The sequence below is a fragment of the Bradyrhizobium sp. UBA2491 genome (assembly GCF_002341725.1).
Taxonomy (GTDB): domain Bacteria; phylum Pseudomonadota; class Alphaproteobacteria; order Rhizobiales; family Xanthobacteraceae; genus Bradyrhizobium.
On record NZ_DDOP01000070.1, the window covers coordinates 1 to 7945 of the forward strand.

Annotated in this window: 8 protein-coding genes, 2 tRNA genes and 1 pseudogene; 9 read left to right on the plus strand and 2 right to left on the minus strand. The window is 63.8% G+C overall.

The window, feature by feature from the left end:
- The 3 genes from B2W55_RS24115 to B2W55_RS24125 all read left to right on the plus strand — a co-directional run.
- A partial coding sequence (locus B2W55_RS24115; protein WP_291532293.1) for an efflux RND transporter permease subunit occupies positions 1-1552 on the plus strand: 1552 nt, incomplete at its 5' end.
- Between the two features lie 38 nt (positions 1553-1590).
- Positions 1591-2304: a tRNA-uridine aminocarboxypropyltransferase gene (locus tag B2W55_RS24120; RefSeq protein WP_024584197.1), complete on the plus strand. Its 714-nt coding sequence runs from the start codon at positions 1591-1593 to the stop codon at positions 2302-2304.
- 55 nt (positions 2305-2359) lie between these two features.
- Positions 2360-2433: transfer RNA gene (locus tag B2W55_RS24125), tRNA-Cys, on the plus strand.
- A 43-nt stretch (positions 2434-2476) separates the two neighbouring features.
- Here B2W55_RS24125 and B2W55_RS24130 read toward each other — a convergent pair.
- Both B2W55_RS24130 and B2W55_RS24135 read right to left on the minus strand, forming a co-directional pair.
- Positions 2477-2659, minus strand: a complete 183-nt coding sequence (locus B2W55_RS24130) for a hypothetical protein (RefSeq protein ID WP_024584196.1) — start codon at positions 2657-2659, stop codon at positions 2477-2479.
- Positions 2660-3038: 379 nt separating this feature from the next.
- A complete protein-coding gene (locus B2W55_RS24135) occupies positions 3039-3686 on the minus strand; it encodes a TetR family transcriptional regulator (RefSeq protein ID WP_024584195.1) in 648 nt (215 codons plus the stop codon).
- 92 nt (positions 3687-3778) lie between these two features.
- Between B2W55_RS24135 and B2W55_RS24140 the strand changes: the two genes are divergently transcribed.
- The 6 genes and pseudogenes from B2W55_RS24140 to B2W55_RS24165 all read left to right on the plus strand — a co-directional run.
- Positions 3779-4264, plus strand: coding sequence for a DUF1772 domain-containing protein (locus tag B2W55_RS24140; protein WP_024584194.1), 486 nt, complete (start codon positions 3779-3781; stop codon positions 4262-4264).
- Between the two features lie 329 nt (positions 4265-4593).
- Positions 4594-4668: transfer RNA gene (locus B2W55_RS24145), tRNA-Asn, on the plus strand.
- Between the two features lie 134 nt (positions 4669-4802).
- Complete coding sequence (locus B2W55_RS24150) at positions 4803-4982, plus strand: hypothetical protein (RefSeq protein WP_024584193.1); 180 nt, start codon at positions 4803-4805, stop codon at positions 4980-4982.
- A 122-nt stretch (positions 4983-5104) separates the two neighbouring features.
- On the plus strand, positions 5105-5770 hold the full coding sequence (locus B2W55_RS24155; RefSeq protein ID WP_024584192.1) for a protein-L-isoaspartate O-methyltransferase family protein: 666 nt from the start codon (positions 5105-5107) through the stop codon (positions 5768-5770).
- A gap of 214 nt (positions 5771-5984) precedes the next feature.
- Entirely contained in the window at positions 5985-7367 is a 1383-nt protein-coding gene (locus tag B2W55_RS24160; RefSeq protein WP_024584191.1) for a TolC family outer membrane protein, read from the plus strand.
- Between the two features lie 351 nt (positions 7368-7718).
- A pseudogene (locus B2W55_RS24165) lies at positions 7719-7945 on the plus strand (DUF2497 domain-containing protein); the annotation flags it as partial.

Here is a 7945-nt window from a genome sequence, read left to right on the forward strand (position 1 = left end):
CCTGACGCTGATCGTGTTCTTCGCGACCGTCACGCTGACGGTCGTGCTCTACGTCAAGACGCCGAAGGGCTATTTCCCGACCGACGACAGCGGGTTCGTGATCGGTTCGACCCGCGCCTCCGCCGATATCTCGTTCCAGGCGATGCTGGGGTTGCAGCAGCGGCTCGCCGATATCGTGATGGCCGATCCCGCGGTCGCCGGCATCGGCTCATCGGTCGGCGGCAGCACGTCCAACCGCGGCTTCATGTTCATCAGCCTGAAGCCGCCGGAGCAGCGGGACGGCTTGTCGACCACGCAGGTGATCGACCGGCTGCGCCGCAACCTGTTCATGGTGCCGGGCATCCGCCTGTTCATGTTCGCGGCGCAGGATATCCGCACCGGCGGCCGGCAGAGCGATTCCGACTACCAGTACACGCTGTCCTCGACCGATCTCGATCTGCTGCAGAAATGGGCGCCGATCGTCTCCAAGCGCATGGAGACGGTGGAGGGGATCACCGACATCTCCGCCGATCGCGATCCGGGCGGCCTGCAGCTCAATCTCGTGATCGACCGCAAGACCGCCTCGAGCCTCGGCGTCCGTGTGCAGGACATCGACAACGCGCTCAACAACGCCTTCTCGCAGCGCCAGATCTCGATCGTCTACACCCAGCGCAACCAGTACATGGTGGTGCTCGAGATCGATCCGAAATTCCAGAGCGACCCCGCGAACCTGGAGCGGATCTATGTCGCCGGTGCCAACGACGTGCAGGTGCCGCTGTCGGCGCTGGTGCATTATCAGAAGGGGTTGTCAGCGCTCGCGGTGTTTCACTCCGGCGGCGTCCCCTCGACCACCGTCTCGTTCAACATGCTGCCGGATGTGCCGCTCGAGGTCGCGACGACCAACATCCAGCAGGCGGTCAACGAGTTGCACATGCCCGAAGGCATTCGCGGCAGCTTCGACGGCAATGCCGGCGACTTCAACAAGACCAGCGGCCGGCAGCCGCTCCTGATCCTCGGCGCGCTGGTCGCGATGTATATCGTGCTCGGCGTGCTCTATGAGAGCCTGGCGCATCCGATCACCATCATCTCGACGCTGCCGTCGGCCGGCCTCGGCGCCTTGCTCGCGCTCCAGATCACCAACACGCCGCTGACGGTGATCGCCTTCGTCGGCATCATCCTGTTGATCGGCATCGTCAAGAAGAACGGCATCATGATGGTCGACTTCGCGCTCGAGGCCGAGCGGCATCAGGGCCTGGCGTCGCGCGATGCGATCTTCGAGGCCTGCCGGGCGCGCTTCCGCCCGATCCTGATGACGACGATGGCGGCCCTGTTCGCCGGCATCCCGCTGGTCATTGCCACCGGCCCCGGCACCGAGCTGCGCCGGCCGCTCGGCATCACCATCATCGGCGGCCTGTTCGTGTCGCAGATCCTCACGCTCTACACCACGCCGGTGATCTATCTCCTGATCGACCAGTTCAAGGACTTGCCGTGGCGGGAGAAACTGAAGTGGCTCGGCGCCGCCATCGCGATGATTGGCACGTTCTCCGGCGTTCTCAGATTGGTCCTGCATTGATGTTGCGGACGGGGCCGTCCACGACGTATAGCCTTTGAATGTCAGACCCAGTTGCCGAGACCGACCTGGTGGAGGATTGCGCGCATTGCGGCAAGCCATTGCCGCTGTGCATTTGCGACAGCATCACGCCGATCGAGAGCCGCACCAAGCTGCTGATCCTGGTCCATCCGCAGGAGCAGGACAGGGCGCTCGGCACCGCGCGGCTATTGGCGCGGCATTTCGAGGACGCCGTGGTGCGGATCGGACTGTCCTGGCCGAGCCTGTCGAAGGCGCTCGGCCGGCCGGTGCCCGACCCGTCGCGCTGGGCGGTGCTCTATCTCGGCTCGGCCAAGGTCGAGGATCTCGACACCGATGCCGAGATCGTCGCGATCAACCGCAAGGGCGAGCTCGAGCCGCATCAGCGCGCCATCCTGGCCGATATCGAGGGCATCGTGCTGCTCGATGGCACCTGGAGCCAGGCCAAGGCGCTGTGGTGGCGCAATGCCTGGATGCTGAAGTGCCAGCGGGTGATTCTCGGACCGAAACGGCCTTCGCGCTACGGCCAGCTGCGCCGGGAACCGCGCCGCGACGGTTTGTCCACCATCGAGGCGGCCGCGCTCCTGCTGGCCGCGCTGGAGAAGCGACCGGACATCGCCACAGCGTTAACGGACAGTTTCGAGCGGATGCTGGCAAGATTCCGCGAAGTACAGGCCAAAATGCCGGAATTGGCGCCAAAGCCGAAGAAGAAGGACTACCGGAAGCGCCGGCGCTAGCTCTGCGCCTTGGTTGCCTATCGGGCGGAGGGCGTATATGAAATGCGCCGCAAGGGGCCACGTGGCGGAGTGGTTACGCAACGGTCTGCAAAACCGTGTACACCAGTTCAATTCTGGTCGTGGCCTCCACTCATCTCATCAATGGCTTGCAGCCAACAAATGAGAAGCCGCATTAGCTCGCGGCGTACCAACCTTCAGGAAACGGAATCAGCGGCCACGGCGCCTGGTTGTCATTGGCCGCGCGCGGCGGCGGCTGAATGCGAGGCGAGGGTTGGGCCACGAAATCCTCCTGGGCAATGGGCGCGATCGCCGTTCGCACGGCGTCCAGCAGCAGATCAAATTCGACTTCGCTCATCGCGCTCTCCGAGGTTCGAGAGCGCAATGGTCGCAAAACTGTCTTCGGTCCGGATTGAGCGATTCGTTCGAATTTTAGGAAAAGAACGATGGCGCCCGGTTTGGTTAATAAATCAATGATCCGTTCGGGAACCTAGGTCGGCCCGGCCGCACCTCGTGTGAGACAAATCACATCTGTCGAAAAACTCTTCCCGGAATTCCCGGCAGTATAGATAGCCATCAATTAACGCGGGAATTTTAGGGTGGCGTGACAATGAAGGCAAGCACGCAGGGGTTTTGCCGGTCGAACGTTGCATCGGATCGCTCGCCGGCGGCACGGTGTCGCGCCCGGACTTCATCGTTTCCGCGCGAGCAAATTCCCGATGGCCGTACGATTGCAGTCATGCCAGCTTGGCGAGGTCGCACGGCAGCAGGGTCTTGAATTGAGCCAGCGCCTGTCGCGCCTTCTTCGGCGGCAGTGCGATCGCGTGACGCACGGCTGCCGCGATCAGCGTCATGGTCAGCGCTGAGAAGATGGCGAGGGTGGCCGCCGGCATATCGGGTGCGACCCGTCTCACCGCATCAGACAGCAGGCCGGAGAGCGCGGCCATGTCGTCAGCGTCGAGCTTTTGCAGGGCGCGGTCGGCTTGCGTCGCCTGCCAGATGTCGTGCATCACCGGTTCGCGCATGAACATCTCGTAGTAGCTGTCGACGATCCGGCACAGCGCCGGATGCAGGTCGCGCGCAGCCGTCACGGCGGCCAGATCACGCCTGACGCATTCACGCCCGATCGCATTGTGCCGTTCCGCCAGCGTGCCGATGATCGCGGCCTTGTCCGGAAAATACTGGTAGAGCGAGCCGAATGCGACGCCGCTGCGCGCGACGATGTCGCTCATGCGGAGAGCCTCGCTGCCCTTTTCCGCCATGATCTCCGTCGCGCAGGCCAGGATACGCTCGAAGCGCTCGCGGCTGCGCTGCTGCGCCGGGGCAAGCCGTGCCAGCCCGGGCAGGGGCACTCCCGCCGCCGGTGCGGCCTTTCGTCTTGCCATCGCGCTCCTCCGCATTCCGGCTTGACGTCATTAATACGAGAGTTTATCGCATTCTACAAATACGAGTACTACTCGCATTTTGAGATGGAACGATGCGCCAGATCCTGACCTCGGGCCTGCTGTGGTTTTCCGCGCTCGGCTGCTGCCTGCTTGCCGGGCTCTATTTCGCATTCTCGGCCTTCGTCATGACCGCGCTCGGCCGGATCGATCAGGCCGCCGGCATCTCGGCGATGAACGCTATCAATGGCGACATTGTCCGCTCGCCGTTCATGCCGGTCTTCCTCGGCACCACGCTGTCCTGCGCGGTGCTGATCGTGCTCGGCGGACTGCGATGGCAGGAGCCCGGCGCCGCAGCGATGATTGGCGGCGGTATCGTCTATGTCGTCGGCATGTTCATCGTCACAATCATCTGCAACGTCCCGCTGAACGATCAACTCGCGGCAGCCGACCCCGCGAGCGCCGCCGCCGCGCCGCTTTGGGCGCGTTATCTGGCCGACTGGACCTTCTGGAACCATGTGCGGACCGTCGCCTCGCTTGCAGCGACCGCGTTGTTCATCGCAGCCATCGCTGCACGCTGATCCCAAATGGCGGAAGGCTCCGGGCTGCTTGGCGACCCCGGTACCAAGGCCGCCTCGTTCATCGCGCAATGATCTCGGGCGCGCGACTGGCGCCCGAGCCAGAATCACAGCCGCGGCGGAATGGCCGCGCCCGGCAGGATGTCCGGGCGCCTGGCGCGGCAATAGCCGGACAGCCGGAACGGGCCTATATCGCCTGGGATGCCGGCAAACCCTTGCAATGCAGAGGTTTACCGTCCCGCGCTAAAGTTTCGGCGGAGCCCCATTTGGTTCTTTGCAAGGCCGAAAGGCTTTGTTATACGCTGCCCGCTCGCGAACGGATGTTCGCCTATTCCTCGGTAGCTCAGCGGTAGAGCATTCGACTGTTAATCGAATGGTCGCTGGTTCGAATCCAGCCCGGGGAGCCAGCTTTGCTGGCCCCATCAATCCCTCCCATTGGCAATCACAAGCACGTGGTCCGCAACATGCAGACCAAAATCGTCGTCAAATCGACTCAATAGCCATCGAGACTGCTCTCGCCGGGTGTTGAGAGGTGATTCTGATGGCGATTAACCTGATCGACCTGTCGATGCCGCAGCCGACGCTCGTTCCCAATGATGCGCCCGACATCAGCGACGATGAGTGCGTCCGCCGCCTCGCCAAGGCCGTCGAGGCACATGATTCCGAGCATCTCGATGAAGTGGCACGCCTGATCGGCCGGCTCGCCGTCACGATCGAGTAGACGGTACCGCCGGGCACGTTCTGCACGCCAACGCCGTGTTGCGTTTTGGCGGAGCTTGTTCCAAAAGATGGCCCTGTTCTAGCTTCTCCAGCGGCAATGCCGCGACTTGCAGGGTCCCGCCAATGACCGGTTTTTCGACCGCGCGCCAGTACATGGTGGATGGTCAGGTGCGTCCGAGCGACGTGACCGACGATCGAATTCTCGAAGCCATGCTGACGGTGCCGCGCGAGGTCTTCGTGCCGGCCAGCAAGCAGGCTCTGGCCTATCTCGACCTCGATCTCGATGTGACCGAGGGCGGCACGGCCAAGCGCTATCTGATCACGCCGGCACTGCTTGCGCGGATGCTGCAGGCCGCCGAGATCAAGGCCACCGACCGCGTCCTGGTGGTCGGCTGCGCCACCGGCTACGCCGCGGCCGTCGTCGCGCGCTTCGCCGCCGAGGTCAGCGCGACCGAGAGCGATCCGACGCTGGTTGCCAAGGCGACCGCCGCGGTCGCCCAGCTCGGCATCCAGAATGTGACCGTCAAGACCGCAGCGGCCGCCGATGGGGATGCCACCGGCGCACCGTTTGATGTCATCGTTCTCAATGGAGCGACCGAGATTGTTCCGACCGGGCTGTTCGGCCAGCTCAAGGAGGGAGGCCGGCTGGTCGGGGTGTTCGGCCTGACGCCGCCGCCGCGCGCCACCCTCGTGACGCATTCACACGGGGATTTCGGACATCGCGAATTGTTCGATGCGACGGCCCCCGTGCTGCCTGGATTCGAACAGCTTCCCGCCTTCGTCTTCTGACGCTACCGCGCTGCACCGGTTGATAAAATCCCGTTCTGAATCAGAAGTGTGGCCCGTTTGCCCCACGTGAAGAGTTTCCACCATGTTCCGTTGCGGGGTAGTTCCGTTGCCCTTACCTGCGGACTAAGGTGAGGCCGGACTCACTTCGTCTGAAGCGACGCCGGACTCTCGTGCTTGTGGAGACGGCGACTAAAAAATGAATGGATTACCGGGGATGCGTGGGGTGAAGGTTGTCACCGCGGCTGCTATTGCGGTCCTTCTGCTGGCTGAGTTGGGCCCGGTGCCCGCTTTGGCCGATACAATCGAGGCCGCACTGGTGCGGTCCTACCAAAACAATCCCCAGCTGAACGCACAGCGTGCGTTGGTGCGGTCGACCGACGAAAACGTGCCGCAAGCACTCTCGGGTTACCGCCCCAAGGTCTCGCTGACCGCAAGTGCCGGGTATCAATACACTGACCAGGAGCTGACGGGGTCCAAGACCGCGATCAACAGCCCGCAAAATCCGGCCAGTGCGGGTCTGACGGTCAACCAGTCGCTGTTCAACGCCCAGACCCCGCAGCGGGTCCGCGCCGCCGAAAGCCAGGTCTCGTCCGCGCGCGAAGGTTTGCGCGTGCTTGAGCAGACCGTGATCCTGAGCGCGGCCACGATCTACATGGACTATCTCCGCGACGCCGCGATCGTCGAGGTTCAGCGCAGCAATACCCGCGTGCTCGAGCAGACGCTGAAGCAGACCCAGGATCGCTTCAATGTGGGCGAAGTGACGCGTACCGACGTCGCGCAGTCCGAGGCGCAGCTTGCGGCCGGCCGCACCCAGCAGCTGACGGCCGAATCGAATCTCACCACGACGCGCTCGAATTTCCGTCGCATCATCGGCAACGAGCCGGAGAATCTTGCTCCGGGTTCGCCGGTCGACCGCTTTCTGCCGGGGACACTGGCCGCAGCCGTCGAGCTTGCGCTGACCCAGAACCCGAACGTCACCGCCGCGATGTACGGCGTCGACGTCAACTTCTTGCAGACCAAGGTGGCCGAGGGGGCGTTGCTTCCGACGGTTGCGTTGCAGGCGACGGTGACCGAAGGCTACCAGCAGCAATTGTCGGTCAACCGGCTGTTCAACGCAGCGGCGAACGTCCAGGTGTCGGTGCCGCTCTATCAGGGCGGCGCGGAGTACTCGCTGATCCGGCAGTCCAAGGAATCGCTGGCGCAGCAGCGCCTCGTCCTGGAACAGACCCGCGATCAGGCCCGTGCCAATGTCGTCACCGCGTGGGGCCAGCTGGTCGCCGGCAAGTCGCAGGTGGCGTCGGCGCAGGCGCAGGTCACCGCGTCTGAAATCGCCTTGAACGGCGTCCGCGAGGAAGCCAAGGCCGGTCAGCGCACGACGCTCGACGTGCTCAACGCGCAGCAGGCGCTGGTCAACGCCCGCAACGCGCTGGTCACCGCACAGCACGACCGCGTCGTCGCGTCCTACAACGTGCTGAACGCGATCGGCCGGCTGTCGCCACAGGTGATGGGCCTGAAGACCAACGTCTACGATCCGAGCGTGCACTACCACCAGATTCGGGATAGCTGGGCCGGCGTGCGCACGCCTGACGGCCGCTAAGCAGCTTCGCGTCCAAACGCATTCACTTCATCACCATCTGTCGCGCCTTGTTTGTGGTTCTGAGTTAATCAGGACCACAAGCAAGCGCGTTTGCTTGCAATCGATAATTGGCCTGACATACCGTTTTGTCGGGCAGCAAGGCGATTCGCGGCGAGCCGGCGTTGCGTGACGACAGGTGCGACGCCACCTGTGATCACGCTGCATTGGGCGACACGAAGCTTGCACTGGGCCGCGGGTGGGCTTGATCTGGGGACAAGTCGGGCAGGGAGCCGTGAAAATCTCCGCCCGCATCATCGGAACCGGCGAATCCTCTCGGGCTTGATGTAAAATAGTTTCGATGTGGAGTCGGAGATGACGCAACCTGCGAAGGTCCAAGAGCCCTCGATGGAGGAGATTCTGGCGTCGATCCGTCGCATCATCGCCGACGACGAGGCGAAGCCTGCCGCGGCAGAGAAGCCTGCTGTTGCCGCCGCCCCACCGGCGCCTCCGAAGGCTGAGCCGGTGTCACCTCCAGCCGCAGCCAAGCCCGCGATGAAGAGCCCGCCGCCCGCAGCACCCCCGGCCGCGAAGGCCGCCGC

Bases quoted from the DNA above. Each gene is read 5' to 3' on its own strand.
- B2W55_RS24160 (WP_024584191.1), top strand. From the start codon at position 5,985: ATGCGTGGGGTGAAGGTTGTCACCGCGGCTGCTATTGCGGTCCTTCTG.
- B2W55_RS24140 (WP_024584194.1), top strand. From the start codon at position 3,779: ATGCGCCAGATCCTGACCTCGGGCCTGCTGTGGTTTTCCGCGCTCGGC.
- B2W55_RS24135 (WP_024584195.1), bottom strand. From the start codon at position 3,686: ATGGCAAGACGAAAGGCCGCACCGGCGGCGGGAGTGCCCCTGCCCGGG.
- B2W55_RS24130 (WP_024584196.1), bottom strand. From the start codon at position 2,659: ATGAGCGAAGTCGAATTTGATCTGCTGCTGGACGCCGTGCGAACGGCG.
- B2W55_RS24150 (WP_024584193.1), top strand. From the start codon at position 4,803: ATGGCGATTAACCTGATCGACCTGTCGATGCCGCAGCCGACGCTCGTT.
- B2W55_RS24155 (WP_024584192.1), top strand. From the start codon at position 5,105: ATGACCGGTTTTTCGACCGCGCGCCAGTACATGGTGGATGGTCAGGTG.
- B2W55_RS24120 (WP_024584197.1), top strand. From the start codon at position 1,591: ATGTCAGACCCAGTTGCCGAGACCGACCTGGTGGAGGATTGCGCGCAT.